The 17,760-nt window shown below is 46.2% G+C and carries 11 protein-coding genes; 3 read left to right on the forward strand and 8 right to left on the reverse strand.

The annotated features are described in order from the left end of the window. Positions 1-29: 29 nt before the first annotated feature. Complete coding sequence (locus AC59GT_RS09430; RefSeq protein ID WP_497237405.1) at positions 30-467, reverse strand: SRPBCC family protein; 438 nt, start codon at positions 465-467, stop codon at positions 30-32. 119 nt (positions 468-586) lie between these two features. Between AC59GT_RS09430 and AC59GT_RS09435 the strand changes: the two genes are divergently transcribed. Next, positions 587-1,564: a GlxA family transcriptional regulator gene (locus AC59GT_RS09435; RefSeq protein ID WP_497237406.1), complete on the forward strand. Its 978-nt coding sequence runs from the start codon at positions 587-589 to the stop codon at positions 1,562-1,564. 125 nt (positions 1,565-1,689) lie between these two features. Here the strand turns inward: AC59GT_RS09435 and AC59GT_RS09440 are convergent, their stop codons facing one another. The 4 genes from AC59GT_RS09440 to clpB all read right to left on the reverse strand — a co-directional run bounded on the left by AC59GT_RS09440 (position 1,690) and on the right by clpB (position 7,967). Then, complete coding sequence (locus AC59GT_RS09440) at positions 1,690-2,034, reverse strand: phosphoribosylpyrophosphate synthetase (protein WP_497237407.1); 345 nt, start codon at positions 2,032-2,034, stop codon at positions 1,690-1,692. 93 nt (positions 2,035-2,127) lie between these two features. After that, complete coding sequence (locus AC59GT_RS09445; protein ID WP_497237408.1) at positions 2,128-3,369, reverse strand: cation:proton antiporter; 1,242 nt, start codon at positions 3,367-3,369, stop codon at positions 2,128-2,130. 143 nt (positions 3,370-3,512) lie between these two features. Next, on the reverse strand, positions 3,513-5,126 hold the full coding sequence (locus AC59GT_RS09450) for a hypothetical protein (protein WP_497237409.1): 1,614 nt from the start codon (positions 5,124-5,126) through the stop codon (positions 3,513-3,515). Between the two features lie 249 nt (positions 5,127-5,375). Further along, complete coding sequence (gene clpB / locus AC59GT_RS09455) at positions 5,376-7,967, reverse strand: ATP-dependent chaperone ClpB (RefSeq protein ID WP_497237410.1); 2,592 nt, start codon at positions 7,965-7,967, stop codon at positions 5,376-5,378. Between the two features lie 186 nt (positions 7,968-8,153). Between clpB and AC59GT_RS09460 the strand changes: the two genes are divergently transcribed. Together AC59GT_RS09460 and AC59GT_RS09465 are read left to right on the forward strand one after the other, a co-directional pair. Beyond that, complete coding sequence (locus tag AC59GT_RS09460; RefSeq protein ID WP_497237411.1) at positions 8,154-9,482, forward strand: sensor histidine kinase; 1,329 nt, start codon at positions 8,154-8,156, stop codon at positions 9,480-9,482. A gap of 126 nt (positions 9,483-9,608) precedes the next feature. Further along, the gene (locus AC59GT_RS09465; RefSeq protein WP_497237412.1) at positions 9,609-15,227 is read left to right on the forward strand and encodes an alpha-2-macroglobulin family protein; all 5,619 of its coding nucleotides are present in this window, start codon (positions 9,609-9,611) and stop codon (positions 15,225-15,227) included. 20 nt (positions 15,228-15,247) lie between these two features. On the opposite strand, the gene AC59GT_RS09470 is transcribed toward AC59GT_RS09465, so the two are convergent. Genes AC59GT_RS09470 through recR form a run of 3 tightly spaced genes read right to left on the reverse strand, consistent with a single transcriptional unit; the run spans position 15,248 to position 17,503 of the window. Further along, the gene (locus AC59GT_RS09470) at positions 15,248-16,063 is read right to left on the reverse strand and encodes an SDR family oxidoreductase (protein WP_497237413.1); all 816 of its coding nucleotides are present in this window, start codon (positions 16,061-16,063) and stop codon (positions 15,248-15,250) included. After that, positions 16,047-16,883: a glycosyltransferase family 2 protein gene (locus AC59GT_RS09475; protein ID WP_497237414.1), complete on the reverse strand. Its 837-nt coding sequence runs from the start codon at positions 16,881-16,883 to the stop codon at positions 16,047-16,049. Before AC59GT_RS09475 ends, AC59GT_RS09470 begins: the two co-directional genes overlap by 17 nt. Positions 16,884-16,888: 5 nt before the next feature. Continuing rightward, a complete protein-coding gene (recR, locus tag AC59GT_RS09480) occupies positions 16,889-17,503 on the reverse strand; it encodes a recombination mediator RecR (protein ID WP_497237415.1) in 615 nt (204 codons plus the stop codon). Positions 17,504-17,760: the final 257 nt, after the last annotated feature.

Here is a 17,760-nt window from a genome sequence, read left to right on the forward strand (position 1 = left end):
GAATGAGGTAGTATGGTTAAGCAGGTGTATTAAGCCGGTGTTATTTCCCAGCCCAAAAAGTTGTCTAAGTATTGCCGCCAACCCTTGGAACAATCGCCATAACACTGTATCTCAGGAACAAGGCCCAGATGAGTAAACTTCACAACCGACTTGTTTCCCTGTTGAGATATCTCAAAGCAAATTTTGGTTCCTGTCCATTCACTCTCCTGCTCTACAAAAGTCAGCCGGCTTTCTGTCACTTCCCAGGTAATTTTGCTCACAGGTACTAGTTCTACCAACTTTTGCCTGGAATAGTGTACCCCGTCACCAGCCTTAAACGTGAACTCATCACCAACTTTTTCTGAGCTGCCTTCAATTGTTTCGCCATATATACCCGACCACCAACCACGTACATTAACCAGTAGGGTAAATACTTCCGTCGGGGATTTATCCGTCAGGTAAGTAACGGAGTAACTTTCATTAACCATAGGTTTTGCTTTTGTTTAAACAAAGCTATAGTCAATACTACACTCATGAAGGGTGCTATTAAGACTTTATAATGGGTTGATTTGGACATTACTTTCCCATAGCTTTGTTAAAAAAGCTTATGGAGCAAATTACTGTATTATACCCGGAAGAGTTGTGCCTGTTAAGTACAGTAGCCTGCATACTAGGTACTGTAGAGATGTTTTCGCAGGCCGAGCGCTTCTGGACAAGCCGGGGCCGTACTCCTAAATACCAACTGCTGGTGGCAGGCACATCCGGTAAAAAGGAGTATGTCAGGAACCTGGTCTCTATAAAAACTGATGCCCATATAGCTGAAATCCGTAAGACAAAGCTCATTATTATACCGTCTGCCTTACCCCCGAAAGATACTGAGGATAATGCTGTGATGACGGACTGGATAGCAAAGCAGTACAAGGCAGGCGCCGATATTGCAAGTATGTGTTCAGGCGCCTTTATATTGGCCGCTACCGGCATCCTGGATGGAAAAAACTGTTCTACACACTGGACACACGCAGACAAGTTCAGGCAGTTGTACCCAAACGTAAATTTACAAGCCAACCAACTGATCACCGATGAAAACGGCATTTACACTAACGGCGGAGCGTACTCGTTTTTGAATCTTTTGATTTATTTAATTCAAAAGTATTACGACCGTGAGACCGCTATTTACTGTTCCAAATACTTGCAGATTGAGATTGACAGAAACACCCAATCGGTGTTCAGCATTTTTTCCGGCCAAAAGCAACATGGCGATGAAATTGTGCAACAGGCACAGGAGTTTATTGAGAGTAACGTTGACGCTAAAATATTTATAGAAGACCTGTCATCTAAATTTGCAATTGGCCGTAGAAACTTTGATCGCAGATTTATTAAAGCGACGGGCAACACGCCTATTGAATATGCACAGCGGGTAAAAATTGAAACCGCCAAAAAAGCGTTCGAAACAACCCGAAAGACAGTTAACGAAGTTATGTACGAAGTAGGTTACAACGATGTAAAAGCTTTCAGAGAGGTGTTCAGGAAAATTACCGGGATGGCGCCGCTTGCCTACCGCGCAAAATACAATAACACGCTTTAGCTATTGACCAGGGGGAAGTAACCTCTTACTCTATAAAAAACAACAAAGGCCAGGATTCGAAAACAAGGAATTTACCCTTGTGTGAGCTTTCGAACCCCGGCCTTTATACCTTTAAATTGTTGCTATTATTCGCTCGGCCTGTCACTGCCATGCAGTTGGTCGCTTACCTGACCATGGTGGAGCTTTGCCTGCAATGCTGAAGAGCTATCGTTAGCGTAAGCGCCGTAGGCATTCACCAATATACCCTTTAAGTTATATTTTGCTGAACTAATTGCATAAACTATAGACATATCTGAAGGATTACTTTGTCCCTCGAAGCGATAGAACTCGTCTATTTCAAAGTCTTCGGCAGCCATATGTATGTCCTTGGATTTATCGTCAATGGTATCGCCTTCAAGACTGAGGTTGGCCTCATAACCGCGTTTCATCAGGTCGTTAGTGGCGTCAACTAGTGTTTCAAAATTTTTCATCGGTAGTAGTTTTGTTGCTGTGATAAATGATCAACTGAATAACTCAAAAATCCTGCCGTTTGTTTGCAGCAAATTGCCTGTTGTTTCAGCCCGCTACACAGTGCGGTTTAGCCGCTCTGCCACTTTACCAATTGTTAAACCCTGTACCAGTATAGAAAAAACCACTATCATGTAAGTAATCAGCACAAACTCGTCGCGGTACATGGTACTGCTTAACGACAGCGCAAGCGCAACTGAAATGCCGCCACGCAGCCCCCCCCAGGTAAGTATAGCTATGGCATTCTTCTCGAATTTAATAGTATACCGCAGGAACAATACCGGTATGGCTACTGATATCCAGCGGGCCACAAGGGCGGTAAGTATAGAAATGGCTCCAATGATCATAATGGTTGTATCCACCTTGATGATCAGCACCTCCAATCCCATCAGCAGGAACAGGATAGCGTTGAGAATTTCGTCAATCAGCTCCCAAAACTTACCTAAGTAATCGAGTGATACATCAGACATGCCATCCTGCTTCGCCTTATTGCCGGTGATGATACCTGCAACAACCATTGCCAATGGTCCGGACACATGCAGGTGACCGGCAACGTAATAACCTCCCATCACAATAGCCAGTGTTATAAGCACCTCTACTTTATAATCGTCTATAGAACGCAGTGCAAGGAACCCGGCGTAACCTAAAACTGCACCGAAAAGCAATCCACCAACGGCTTCCTGTAAAAACAACTTTCCTACACTTAATATTGAAATATCGGCTCCGCCGGAATTAGCTACCTCAGCAATGGTGATAAAGACGACTACAGCTACCCCATCGTTAAAAAGGGACTCACCGGATATTTTTAGTTCTAAAGACGAGGGTATGCCTGCCCTCTTAAGCAAGGCCAGCACCGCTATTGGATCTGTAGCAGAAATAAGCGAGCCAAAAAGCAAACAGTAGATAAATGGCACTGCCAGCCCGAATGCCCCAAAAAGCAGCCATGTTAACGCGCCAACAACAAATGTTGATATAAGTATCCCTACCGTGGCCAGCACAATTACGGGCAGCTGCTCCTGCCTTAATTTGGCAGCATCTATATGTATAGCGCCTGCAAACAGCAGAAAGCTCAGCATAAAATTAAGCAGCACATCCCTGAAATCTATTGAAGACACCAGTTCTACAGCTTTGGACGACAGCAGTGATTGAGAGCTGCCCAATAAAGCTAACAGCAAGGACGTTACCAGCGACAAAATCATGATGCCTATAGTGGGCGGCCACTTTATAAAGCGATGATTGCTGTAAGCAAACAGTGCTGCCAGCACTATGGTAATACTCAGAATTTCGTTGATGCCCATAAGATGATGTTTTGCCTTAGCTACAAAATAATAAAATTTTGCCAGTTTCCATGCCCTTTAATCAAGTTAATTCACCTAAAAAGCAAACGGCAGCCTTTTCGGACCGCCGCTGCTAACTATAAACAAAACTGATCTTAGAAGCGCTATTGTGCTTTTGCTGCCCAAAGCGAAGCATTTAGGTGCAGCGCAGGGTGCGATGTGTAGCCGGACGGAGCATCACCGCTCCAACCATTGAACAGGTTGTCGGCAGTATCGCCTGTGCCATCATCCGATGGTGAACTGTCGCCGATGAAGAATATACGGCCGGTACCATAAGTGGCAAGCAATGCCATTACACCATTGTTACCGCCGTTTGTTACACTATTGCGCCAGAACAAGCCTTGCACGCTGGAGTTTGTAGAAGGCGAAAGCGTAGCAACCGAACCATTGTAGAAAGCCAGTTTAGATGCATTACCCGCAGCGCCGTTAAGTACAATAGCTGCATTGGCATTAGTGCCGGTATATACATTAGTAGACGGACCTTCGCTGATGTCTACATAGTTCACGGTGAAACCAAAAGGACTGTTATTGTTGATACCGTTATTAGTCATCAAATCGTTCCACACACGTGGTGAGTCGTATCCATCACCGTCACGGTCTGATGGGTTGTAGCCATTAGCATCGGTACCCGCTGTTGTTGCTGCGGTATGATCGGCTACCATTACCAGGCCGCCACCTGCATTTACATAATTCATAATAGCCGTTTTTTCTGCGGCGGTAAACAGGCGGTTAGGTTCTATTACAACAAACACGTCGTAATTGCCCAAGTCCTGCGGATTACTTGAATCACCGTAAGTGATGGCTGTGCCAACAGGTAAAGATTCTACCAATTCGCCTTTTTTAACCAGTTCTACCGCCCAGGCAGACATGGCACCTTTCCAGTAAGTCTCGGCTGTGGTTGATGTTATGCCGGTGTATGACGGTGTTGGGTAACGTTGTGCTTTAGTCTCTACAGTAGTACCGCCGGTGTAAGATGCAACGTTTTCAGTACCGTCGGCATCTATCTGCCAGTCAGCACTGCCCGCGTTTTCCAGGTGACTGGCGTCAAACAGGAATTTTTTACCCGTGATTACCGTTCCGCCACCTCCAGGATTACCGCCGCCCGCGTTATCGTTAACAGTTATGTCATCAATATTAATGCGGTTACTGCCACCATCAAGTTTGCGAATCTCCAGCCTTACCGTACCAGATACTGTAAAGGTGAAGGTTTGCGTCGCCAGGGTTGAACCGGAGGTTACATTACTGCCGGCTTGTGTCCAGCTGCTGCCGCTGTTTGTGGAGTAGAACAAACCCCAGGTGCTGGCAGCATCTCCTGTATAGGTAGCGTGCTTTACGGTAACACTGCTGATGCCGGTTGTGAGATTGTACAGCATGGTAATTTTACCGGTATTACGTATGCGGGCCGACCATGAACCTGCTTTTTTATCGCCCGACAGGTTGCCGATCAAGGCGTCGTAAAGGTTCCAGCTGTTGCCGGAGAGCGTTACATTGTCGCCGCTGGAGGATCCTGTTGGCGACACGTCATAAGCAGTTTTGGGGCTTGTAGCGCCAACCTCAAAACCTTGCGTAAGCGTTACAGCCTGCGTTGCCAGGGTGGCTGTTGCTTCTTTTTTGGTTTCCGGCAGCTTTAAACTGTCGTTCTTTTGGCATCCTGTGGCCAGCAGCGCCGTTACCGCTAATGAAACCAGCGGCAACCTCATTGTAAAGAAAAATTTCATAATGGATTGTAAGTGGTAGTTAAGTGTGGTTAATTATACGTTCAAAGCTGTGCATTAGGTTTCAATTAGTTATGCACAACGTATTATCTAATTGTTAATAAAGTTAAATTGGGTGAAAACACCCGGCAGGGTGTGCAGAAATGCCCATAAACAAAAAGAGCCGCCCTAAGGCAGCTCTTCTGTTCTGAATTATATCTGAAGCTCTGGTTCGTCACTCATCAACCACAATTCAACCATCACAAATCACACTCACGCGTTCAGGAACACAAAGTTGTTGTCAAACATATCCAGTTTTATCTTGCTGTCGCGATCTACCTTACCGGCCAGTATCTGCTTCGACAGCTCGTTCATTATCTTTTTTTGTATCACACGTTTCAGTGGCCTTGCACCAAACTGCGGGTCGTAACCCAACTGAGCAAGCCAGTCCAAAGCTTCTTCCGTCGCTTCAATAGTGATGCCTAACTCGGCCAGTGTATGCTGCAACTGAGCAAACTGCAGTCTAACAATATCGGTGATCTCGTCTCTGCTCAGCGGTGTGAACATGATGATCTCGTCTATCCTGTTCAGGAACTCCGGCCTGATGGTCTGCCTCAACAGGTTAAACAGCTCGTTCTTGGTTTTTGCTATCACCTGCTCTTTGTCGCTGTCCTCAAAGTTTTGGAAGTTATCCTGAATGAGGTTAGAGCCAATGTTAGACGTCATGATGATGATTGTGTTTTTAAAATTCACTACCCGGCCTTTGTTATCGGTTAAATGGCCATCATCCAGAACCTGCAGCAAAATATTAAACACATCCGGGTGAGCTTTCTCAATCTCGTCCAGCAGTACTACGCTATAGGGTTTACGGCGAACAGCTTCAGTTAACTGACCGCCTTCATCATACCCCACATAGCCCGGAGGCGCTCCTATCAGGCGTGACACGGCGTGACGTTCCTGGTACTCACTCATGTCTATACGCACCATGGAGTTCTCGTCATTAAACAAGTACTCGGCAAGCGCTTTAGCCAGCTCGGTTTTACCAACACCAGTAGTACCCAGGAAAATGAATGAACCTATCGGTTTGCGTTTATCCTGTAACCCTGCTCTGCTGCGGCGTATAGCGTCGCTAATGGCCTCTATAGCCTCCTGCTGACCGGCAACACGTTTGTGCAGTTCCTCTTCCAGGTTCAGCAGCTTTTCGCGTTCGCTCTGGATCATTTTGCTAACCGGAATGCCTGTCCAGCGGCTTACTACACCGGCAATATCGTCGGCTGTAACCTCTTCCTTCAGCATCCGGTTGTCGTCCTTATTAGCTTCTAAAGCTGCCTTAAGTTGGTCTACTTCAGCTTGTGCCTCGCGGATCTTACCGTAACGCAATTCGGCTACTTTGCCGTAATCACCGGCACGTTCGGCTTGTTCGGCTTCCAGCTTGTAATTCTCTATCTGCTCAACCTTCTGGTTAATGCCATCTACCAAGTCCTTTTCGCCCTGCCATTTAGCACGGAGCGAATCACGTTCAGATGAAAGATTAGCAATTTCTTTGCTGAGTTCTTCAACCTTGCGATCGTCTTTCTCGCGCTTGATAGCCTCACGCTCAATCTCCAGCTGCATTATGCGGCGCTCCAGTTCGTCAACAGCTTCAGGTACGGAGTCCATTTCCAGCCGAAGTTTGGAAGCAGCCTCGTCCATGAGGTCGATAGCTTTATCAGGTAGAAACCTGTCAGATATGTATCGCTGCGACATTTCTACTGAGGCAATAATCGCTTCGTCTTTAATGCGCACCTTGTGGTGTGCTTCGTAGCGTTCCTTCAGGCCACGCAGGATAGATATAGCGTCGGCAGTGTCTGGTTCGTCCACCATAACCTTCTGGAAACGACGTTCAAGCGCTTTGTCCTTCTCAATATACTTCTGGTACTCGTTAAGCGTGGTGGCTCCAATTGCTCTTAACTCGCCACGTGCAAGTGCCGGTTTCAGGATGTTGGCAGCGTCCATGGCGCCTTCGCCCCCGCCTGCACCAACCAGGGTATGTATCTCGTCTATAAACAATACTATCTCGCCATCACTCTGTATCACTTCTTTAATTACGGCTTTCAAGCGTTCTTCAAACTCGCCCTTGTATTTAGCACCTGCAACCAAGGCACCCATGTCCAGCGAGTACACGGTTTTAGTCTTTAAACTTTCGGGAACGTCACCTTTGATAATGCGAAACGCGATGCCTTCAGCAATGGCGGTTTTACCTACGCCTGGCTCACCAACTAAAATAGGGTTGTTCTTGGTACGACGGGATAATATCTGTATTACCCTGCGAATCTCCTCATCGCGGCCAATCACCGGGTCCAGTTTGCCCGAAGCGGCGTAATCATTAAGGTCGCGGGCATATTTGTTAAGCGCGTTATAAGTAGCTTCGGCGTTTTGGTCGGTAACTTTGTTGTCACCGCGAAGTTCTACAATGGCCTTCTTGAGGTCTTTCTCGTTCACACCCGCGTCTTTCAAAGCGGAAGCTGTTTTATCGCCCGAAGATAAAATGCCCAGCAGGATATGCTCGACAGATACAAATTCATCCTTAAATTCTTTGAGGTATGATTGTGCTTTCTGCAGCGATGAGTTAGTAGCTGAGGATAAATATATATTGCTGCCGCTTACTTTAGGGTACGATGCTATCTGGGCGTCCAGCGTATCGTTAAGGCGGTTGATATTTACGTTTAGTTTTTTTAACAGGTAGCTTATTACGTTCTCATCAACCAACAATAAGCCTTTCAGCAAGTGAGCGGGCTCAATAGCCTGCTGCTGATTGCCGGTGGCAATTTCAGAAGCCTTTTGCACAGCTTCCTGTGCTTTTATGGTGTAGTTGTTAAAATTCATAGTACTAAGTTGTTAACAAATGCTCTGCCATATACTACATTCAGAAGTTTTGACATTTAGCCAACAGCTTTACAGTCAATTTGTCGGCTGATCTGGAAAAAACATGCCTTAACAGCAGGTTAGTGCGTTAGTTTATTTGCTGCTGATATCTTATTTTTGGTGAACCCTTACTAATTCATCTAAACTTTGGATACGCACTATTTTTCGAGATTGCCCGGCAAGTATGTATTTGCTTACCGCAACTATTACACTTACCGCAATTTGCTGAGCGTGCGTACCGCCAGCCTTGTATTTTTTGCGCTTAACGCGGTTATTCGCATTTTGTACCACGTTTTTCCGGAGAGCCTTACCAAAGCTGAAAACTTCCCTGAGTTTAGCTCCACCAATTGGATATTTATAATTGTAACCCCTATATTTTACTTGCTGAGCTATTTAGCGATAGAAAGCTTCAAGGCCACCAAGCGGGGCACAACAGCAATGGCATTGCTGGTATTTGTATTCTCCCTGTACATTATTATGTGTGGCATGTACAGCAGTTTTATTACCACTGGCGATCCCAGCAACGCGCTCACCCTATACCTCGTGGCGTTGAGTATGGTAAGTGTGCTGTTTGTGTTTGAGTATTACGAAACCATTTTGCTGCTGGTCAGCGTGGAGCTTATGTTCGCCATCTTACTGTTTCACGCGGGTGCCGGAGCAACGGAAATGACCTACAACCAAATGATCTCGGCAATTTTGCTTTCAGGCTTTTATCTCACTTCAAGATACTTCTTTTCGTATAAAGCCAGCTATTATGGGCAGATTGTAGAGATCCGCGAAAAAACTGCCGAAATTGAAAAGGCCAACCAGTTTAAGAACGAGGTTTTGGGCATGGTAGCTCATGATTTGCGCAACCCTATTGCGGCTGTTGAGTCATTAGCGATGGTGATGGAAATGGAAGATATAGACGAGGAAACACAGGAAAATCTCACCCTTATGCGTCAGTCGTGCGTTAAAGCGCGCACCATTATAGACGACCTGCTGGAAGCTGCTAAAAACGAGAACGCGGGCCTTGACACCAAACGAACCGACATGAACGTGTTCTTAAAGAATATAGCTGGCGGATGGAAGGTACAGCTGGGTGGTAAAGATACGGTTGTATTTAAAAGTGAGGCTCCGGAAGTATTTGCAAAGATCAACCACGAAAAGTTTCCCAGAGTGATTGACAACCTGATTAGTAATGCGCTTAAATTTTCAAAAGAAAACGATTCTGTTGAGTTGGCACTAAACGTAGTAAAGAATCGCGTAGTGATCCGGGTAACAGATCACGGCATGGGAATTCCTAAAGAAATGCTGCCGCGGTTGTTTGAACGTTTCTCAGGCGCTGGCCGGACAGGTCTGCGCGGTGAGCAGTCTACAGGCATCGGACTTAGCATCGTTAAGCAAATAGTGGAGAGCCACCAGGGCAAAATCAATGTTAAAAGTATTGAGGGCAAGGGCAGCACTTTTACTATTGACCTTCCTATTGTAGCTTAACAAACAGGCCAACAACAACTTGCCTTTACATACACGCAATGTTGCCTGAGTAGAAAAATATTTGCCTATTTTACATAAATTATCAAACTATTATTACCTAAATTCATAGGCAAATTTAACCTACCTATGAATTACATCTATCGCCTTTTCTATTCAAGAAGAGGCCAGGTAACCTTAGCCGTATCACTTATACTTGTTGCAGCCGTTGTTTACTTTGCGAGAAGTAACCATCGAAGCACACCTTCCGCTGAATTCAGCCGCTATATCGAATCTTACACCACCGGTGTTATCTCCCGCCAGGGCGCCATCAGGGTAAAGCTGGCCGGCGAGGTTCAGGTGACGCACGCCCAGGGCGAAGAAGTAAACAGCAAATTGTTCGACCTATCTCCTTCTGTAAAAGGAAAAGCTTACTGGATAGACGAGCGTACCATTGAGTTTAAACCCGACGGCAAGCTGGATGCTGATAAAAAATATGATGTAGATTTTGAACTGGGCAAACTGATAAAGGTTGACGGTGAGTACGAACACTTCAAGTTTGATTTCCAGACGATCAAGCCGGACTTCAGCGTGTCGTTCTTTGGTTTAACAAGCGCTACAAACCGGTCGTCCGACGAGATGAAGCTGACCGGCACAATACAAACCGCCGACTATGAAGACGCCGCAAATGTAGAAAAGATTATAAGCGCCAGCTATGAACAACCTGTTAAATTGAGCTGGCAGCACGATGATGTAAAAAAGAAACACAAGTTTGTTATTTCCTCCATCAAACGGGTCCGCATATCAAAACCGGTTGATGTTAAATGGGATGGCAGCAGCCTTGAGGTAGATAAAACCGGCAACCAGACCTTTGATGTGCCTGCAGTAGGCGACTTTAAGGTGCTTGACATTAAGGCCGTTCAGGAGAATGACCAGTACGTTGCGGTTCAGTTCTCTGATCCCATTATGGTAGGCCAGGAACTTAACGGACTGATAAGCATCGGCGAACTTACAGACCCTGCTTACACTATTGATGGCAGTGTGGTAAAGGTTTATGCACCACAACGGCTGGAAGGCAACTTTAGCGTTACCGTTAACGAAGGTGTAGAAAGTGTATTTCATAAAAAAATCAGCAAAAGCTATAGCGCCAACGTGTTTTTTGAGAACCGTTTGCCTGCCGTTACCATACCCGGTAAAGGTGTTATCCTTCCCGACTCGGGTAAATTGCTAATGCCTTTTGAAGCAGTGAACCTGAAAGCCGTAGACGTAAGTATCATAAAAATATACGAGAATAACGTACCGCAGTATTTCCAAACAAACGGCTTTGATGGCGGCGCTGAATTGCGGCAGGTGGGCAAGCCTGTGTTACAGAAAACAATATCGTTAACTGAAGATAAATCGCTCAACCTGCATAAAAAGAACCGCTTTATGCTGGATGTGGATAAGCTGTTCCGTGCTGAACCAGGTGCTATATACCGTGTGATTATAGGGTACAGACAAGAATACTCTTTGTACAATTGCTCAGCAGGTACTGCTGTCCTTAAAGCAAACAACAACGAAGAGGATGGTGGTGATGAATACGACGACGGCGGCGAATACGGCGGAAATACAGGCGGTGTTAGCGACGAAGACGATGATTTTTGGGCTAAGTATGACAACTACTATCCCGAAGGTTTTGAGTGGGACAAACGCGATGACCCTTGCAACAACTCCTACTTTAACAAGGAGCGCTGGGCAACCCGCAACATTATAGCTTCGAACATTGGACTCATCGCTAAACGTGGCGCCGATAACACCACGCTGGTGGCTGTTACCAACCTGCTTACGGCCGAACCAATGAAAGGTGTTGACCTGGAACTATTGGATTATCAGAAACAGGTTATTGTAAAAGGCACATCGGACGGCGACGGTTTAATGCGTTTTGAGAACAAGCGCAAGCCTTACCTTTTAGTTGCTAAAAACGGCAAGGAGCGTGGATATCTGAAGCTGGACGACGGTAGCTCGTTACCGTTATCACGGTTCAACGTGGGCGGCGAACAGGTACAGAATGGCTTAAAAGGTTTCATATACGGAGAACGCGGTGTTTGGCGTCCAGGCGATTCTATATTCGTGACCTTTATACTGGAAGATAAACTTAAGGCACTGCCTGCAGATCATCCTGTAGAGTTTGAATTATATAATCCGAACGGGCAGCTTTACAAGAAGCTTACCCGCACAAGTTCAGTAGATGGTTTTTACAGCTTCCATGTTGCAACAGAGACTTCATCTCCTACGGGTAACTGGTCGGCAACTATAAAAGTAGGTGGTGCATCGTTCCAAAAGAACCTTAAGGTAGAAACCGTTATGCCTAACCGCTTGAAAGTTAAGCTGGACTTTGGCGGTGCGGCTGCAGTAACAAAAGGAAGTGGTGTAAACGGCAGGTTGAGCGCGCAGTGGCTGTTTGGTGGTGCTGCACAGAACTTAAAAGCTAAAGTAGATGCATTCTTATCTGCAAAAAACACATCTTTTAAGGGTTTCGAAGACTATGTATTTGACGACCCTACCCTTGCCTTTAATACGCAAACCCAAACCGTTTTTGAAGGAAACTTAAATGAGAACGGGCTTGCAGATGTGAACGCGGACATCAATGTAGAAAAACAGGCGCCGGGGCAGTTACGTGCCAACTTTGTAGTGAAAGTGTTTGAGCCCGGTGGCAACTTCAGCCTGCAGCAAGCCGGTGTCGACTATAACGTGTACCCGGGTTATGTGGGAATTAAAACGCCTGAAGGTGCTGCTATGTCGGGCATGCTGGTGACTGATAAAGACCACAACATACAAATTGCCGACGTAGATACCAAAGGCAACCCGCTTGCAGGGTCGCGTTATGTAACAGTTGAACTTTATAAGATACAATGGCGCTGGTGGTGGGACCAAACCGGCAATGAAATGAGCAACTTTACGCAGGACCAGTATAACAAGCTAATCTCTACCGAGAACGTGCTTGTTCAAAACGGTCGCGGTAATTGGAAAATGCACATTAAACAAGCGGACTGGGGCCGTTACCTCATCCGGGTACGTGATGAAGCAACAGGGCACTCCACCGGTAAGATCATTTATGTAGACTGGCCAAACTGGTCGTCGCGCTTGCAGGAAACTAATCCTACTGACGCATCAATGTTATCGTTCACATCAGACAAAAAGAATTATAAAGTTGGTGAGGATGTTACCCTTACTATTCCTACTATGAACGACGGCCACGCGCTGGTAAGTTTTGAAAACGGCAGCAAGGTACTTAAGACTGTTTGGATAGATACTAAAAAGGGACAAACGCGCTATACGTTTAAGGCAGACGAGACAATGGCACCCAACGTTTTTGTGAATGTAACGTTGTTGCAGCGGCATTCGCAAACCCGCAATGATTTGCCTATCCGCATGTACGGGGCAATCCCGCTAACGGTGGAGAACCCTGAAACCGTGGTAAGGCCGGTAATAGGCATGCCAGACAAGATAAAACCAGAAACAACGACCTCCATTGATGTATCAGAAGCATATGGTAAGGAAATGACCTACACGATTGCCGTTGTTGATGAAGGGTTACTGGATATCACCAACTTCAAGGTACAAGATCCACACGAAGCATTTTACGCGCGTGAAGCCTTGGGCGTTAAGACCTGGGACTTATACGACTATGTAATGGGTGCTTTTGGAGGCGGCCTGGAGCGCATTCTCAGCATTGGTGGTGACGGCACCGGGGGCGTGAACAAGAATGTCACTGTTAACCGGTTTAAGCCCGTGGTGAAATTCCTGGGGCCGTTCCGGTTAGGTAAAGGTGAAAAACAAACCAGAAAGTTCACCTTGCCGCAATACGTAGGTTCAGTAAAGGTGATGATAGTTGCCGGCCATGATGGGGCTTACGGCATTGCGGAAAAGACGGTGGCTGTTAAAAAGCCATTAATGATACTCGCTACACTTCCGCGCGTGCTTGGCCCGTCAGAAAAGGTGCAGTTGCCTGTAACCGTTTTTGCGATGGAAAACAACATCAAAAACGTAACGGTGCAGGTGCAGTCGAACGCATTCAATAATTTGGGTGGCAACACCCGCACGATTAGGTTTGACAAACCCGGTGATCAGTTGGTGACCTTCGACCTGGATGTGAAGGATTTTGTGGGCATAGGTAAAGTGCGCATTATTGCTAAAGCAGGGACTGAAACAGCAGTAAACGATGTTGAGCTAAATGTGCGTAATCCTAATCCGCCGGTAACCAGAATCATCGACAAGGAGTTAAGACCAGGCGAAAGTTGGTCTACACCTTACACCGCTTTGGGTATAAATGGAACAAACAAAGCCACGCTTGAAGTTGCCAGCATTCCGCCGCTCAATCTTGGCAAACGACTGGATTATCTTATTACTTACCCGCACGGCTGTGTGGAACAGACCACCTCGGCAGGCTTCCCGCAACTATACTTAAATCAGTTGCTTGACTTGTCAGGCAGGCAAAAAGCCGAAGCTGATCGTAATATCAAAACGGCTATTAACCGCCTGAATGGTTTCCGTGTACCGGGTGGCGGTTTAAGTTACTGGCCGGGCCAGGGCGATGCTGATGAGTGGGGAACCAACTATGCAGGGCACTTCCTGCTGTCGGCACAGGCAAAAGGCTACAGCCTACCCGCGGGTATGCTGAACGAATGGAAGCGTTATCAAAAGCAGAAGGCCGTGAACTGGTCGCCTGACCCACGTACCAACATACACGACTATTACTATTATACAGACCTGGTGCAGGCCTATCGACTGTACCTGCTGGCACTTGCCGGTGCACCTGAACTAGGTGCCATGAACCGCTTAAAAGAATACCAGTACATAAGTAATGAAGCACGCTGGAGACTTGCCGCCGCCTACAAACTGGCAGGGCAACCGGAGGTTGGTTTGCGCATGATCCGCGGGTTGTCTACAGATGTTAAACCTTACAAAGTGATGTACGGCACGTACGGTTCTGACCTCCGCGACGAAGCCATGATACTGGAAACACTAACACTGCTTGGGCAGCAGCAAAAAGCAGCTGGTTTACTGCGCAGCGTAGCTGCAAGGCTTTCTCAGGATAGCTGGTACAGCACTCAAACTACGGCTTATTCGCTGGTGGCTATTGCTCAATACTGTGGCAGTAATAAAACAGGTGCTAAATTAATGTTCAACTACAAGGCAACCGGGGGCAACGGGAATGTAAATTCAGGCTCGTACATGTGGCAGCAGGCGCTGGCATCTAACGGTGGTAACGTTACTATGAAAAATACAGGTGCCAATCGCCTATACGTCCGGCTTATCCAACGCGGGCAGCCATCATCCGGACAAGACGTAAAAACGTATGTTAATCCCGATGTAATGACCATGCGTGTTGGATACTTTACACTGGGCGGTAAACCGTTGGACGTAAGCTCCCTTAAACAAGGCAGCGACTTTGTTGCCCAGGTAACCATCAGGAACCCTGGTAAACGCGGCAGGTACGATAATCTGGCGCTTACGCAAATATTCCCGTCGGGATGGGAGATATTGAATATCAGGATGCTGAATAACGATGAAGCATTTAAATCTTCGATATCAGATTACCGCGACATACGTGATGACAGGGTAAATACCTACTTCCGTTTGAACGAGGGCCAGGAAGTAACCTACTATGTAATGCTGAATGCCGCATATGCGGGTAAATACTATTTACCGGCTACTTACTGTGAGGCAATGTATAACCATGACATTAACGCGCTGATTAAAGGGCAGTGGGTTGAGGTAGTAAAGTAAAGATGGATTGTAAAGGAGCGCTATTTCAACAATGGATCGCGCTCCTTTGCAAATACGTTATAAACCATTTTGTCCAGCAACGCCGGGAAGAACTTGCTCATGAGAACGGTGAGCTTACCTTGGCGAGTCATGATTAGCGTACGTTTACGGGCTTCTATACCATTTAATATAATGGTAGCTACCTCGTCGGACGTCATCATTTTATCTTCTTCAAGGGTGCTTTCGCCTTGTGGTGTACCTTTTTGGTTAAGTGCAGTATTACGGATATTTGATGCTGTAAAACCCGGACAGGCCACCATTACGTGTACGCCCGTTTTAAGGTTTTCCTCACGCAACGAGTCCATAAAGCCATTCATGGCAAACTTGCTTGCTGAATAACCTGATCTTCCCGGGAGCCCTTTGTAACCAGCTATAGATGATACAGCAACAATACTTCCTTGTGTTTTTAATATCTCCGGCAATGCGTACTTTGTGCAATAAACCGTTCCCCAGAAGTTAACATCCATCAGGCTTTTTAGAACACTGAGGTCGGCGTCTTTAAAAAGAGCGCGCATAGATATTCCGGCATTGTTAATTAACACATCTACCCTGCCGAACGTGAGCACCGCTTGTTTGATCAGCATGGCGCAATCATCGGCGAGGGTCACGTCACACTGAACTGCAACTGCACGAACATGATGCTGCGTTTCGATGTTTTGCGCTAAAGTACATAATGTTACATACTGGCGTGCGCCCAACACCAGGTTAGCGCCGCGTTTGGCAAGTTCTATAGCTAAGGATTTCCCGATGCCGGAAGAGGCACCGGTAATAACAACTACTTTATCTTTCAACTTCATATTTCGGGGCAAATAGCTGCGGCACACCCGGAAGTTTTATCTCCGGCATGCTGAACATATATTTGCCGGCGAATATAAACATAGCGCCGTAAAAGTGCCTGATGTAGCTCCATGTAAATTTGGACTGCACCTGTTTCCTGAAGTTGATGATATAGGTTTTTGGAAAGTAATAATTCTTGTATCCCGCAAGCCTGATCCTGTAAGAAAGGTCAATATCATGGCCAAAGTAAGTGAAACGTTCATCTAAGCCACCTACCTGCTGTAGTACAGAACTGCGTAATAACATGAATGCGCCGTTTACTACGTCTACTTCGGCGGTTTCAAATTCATCTACCCAGTTATCTTTACGGTGCTTATATATTCTTGATTTAGGGAACTGTTTAGCTAGTCCGGTAATGCTGAAAAACCCTTCCCAGGCACGATTAAAGCCTCTCCGCGCGATGTGCAAAAAACGGCCCTGAGGTGTAAGCATCCTAACTCCTAGTGCTCCTGCATCCTGGTGCATCTCCATAAAGGATAATGTGCTTTCCAGCGTATTGCTGGCGGTTATTGTATCCGCATTGACCAGTAAAACATACTCGCCTCTTGCCCGGCTTAACGCCAGGTTGCGACTTTTGGCTACGCCAAGGGTTTTCTCATTCACAATCAGCTCGTTGTCTGCAAACTCTTTATGGACCATGGCAACAGACCTGTCTGAAGACGCATCATCAACTATAATTAACTCATAGTCAATATTATTACATGCAGTAGTTAAAGAATTTAACGATTGTTTTAGCAGCGCGCACATATTGTAGTTAACTACAATAACCGAGAGTTTCATAAGCGTCAGGATAATGAATTTTCGTACGGTACACGGGTCACTATAGATCGTCCTAAAGTGATCTCGTCCACGTACTCTAATTCACCTCCAAACGCTATGCCACGCGCTATAGTGGAGATATTTATACTGAATTGCTTCAATTTTTTATGCAGGTAAAATATGGTGGTATCACCCTCCATGGTTGCGCTTAACGCAAAGATAACTTCTTTAACGCCACCGTCCTTTAGTCGCTCTACCAGAGTATCAATCTCAAGATCTGCCGGGCCTATGCCGTCCATAGGTGATATAAGGCCGCCCAAAACATGGTACACACCATTATACTGGCTGGTGTTTTCTATCGCCATAACGTCGCGGGTGTCTTCTACAACGCAGATAATCGAATGATCGCGCTTTGGTGAAGCGCAGATCTCACAAACCGCCTGGTCTGATATATTATGGCAGGTTAGGCAAAACTGGATCTCGTTGCGAAGCCGGCTTATTGCGCTGCTGAAACGCGCCACTTCTTCCTTGTCGCGGTTAAGCAAATGCAGCACCAGCCTAAGGGCTGTCTTCTGCCCTACGCCCGGCAATTTAGAAAACTCAGCAACGGCATCCTCCAGCAGTTTTGACGAAAAATTCATTACGCGAAGTTAAACGTTTTAATAGATAAATGACCCGATCCGGAGCAACACCATAGTCATATTTCATTATGTAAATTCCGGCTGCACGTGTCCCGGGTGTCCCGCTTAATAAGCGGGACACCCGGGACAGCTAAAATACGTAACTAACAGGTCTACAGTTGAATGTCAGTATCAAGCGGGACACCCCGGGACAGTACAAATACTTTATGTAAAATTTGTAATTAGCTAAATTTTAATAAGATGTGGTTTTAACGCCA

The organism is Mucilaginibacter sp. 320_HR (assembly GCF_059691875.1).